Genomic DNA, 438 nt, shown 5'->3' with positions numbered 1-438 from the left:
GTCCACCAAGGTGCTGGAAGGCGGAACGGCAGCGGCTCGCAAGGAGGCGGCGCCAAAAGCCGATCGTCCAGCTCTGGTCTACGATCCCGATTGGGACGAAGATGCCCGGCTGGCCGAGTGGCAGGGTGTGCTCGGCGATACGCGCCAACTGCCGGTGATCCTGCGCGCGGCGGTTCTGTTCGACACATGGTCCAGCATCGAAGTGCTGCAGCATGCGTCCTGGCTGGGGCCGTTGCTGGTGTCGGCACTCCTGAGGCAGGAAGGGCTCGCCCGCTGCCACCTCGCCTCACTGCATCTCGGCGCCAAGAATATCCCAAGAGAGCGCCGGCGGGCACGCAATCGCGACGACCGACTATTGGCCTGCATCGACGCCGTACAGGAGGCGGCGCTGGCGGGATTGAAGGAGCATGATCGGCTGGCGTTGGCCAAAAGCCAGAT

The 438-nt window shown here is 65.5% G+C and carries 1 protein-coding gene; it reads left to right on the top strand.

From position 1 onward, the window contains the following. Nucleotides 1-10 precede the first annotated feature (10 nt). Nucleotides 11-438, top strand: a 428-nt coding sequence (locus EOA23_RS35395; RefSeq protein ID WP_245474462.1) for a DUF1612 domain-containing protein, incomplete at its 3' end; no start/stop codon positions are given.

Origin of the sequence: Mesorhizobium sp. M2A.F.Ca.ET.042.01.1.1, assembly GCF_003997405.1 — a bacterium.
In the GTDB taxonomy this organism is placed as follows: Bacteria; Pseudomonadota; Alphaproteobacteria; order Rhizobiales; family Rhizobiaceae; genus Mesorhizobium.
The sequence above is the reverse complement of the archived record's forward strand: the minus strand, read 5'-3'. Positions and strand labels throughout refer to the sequence as shown.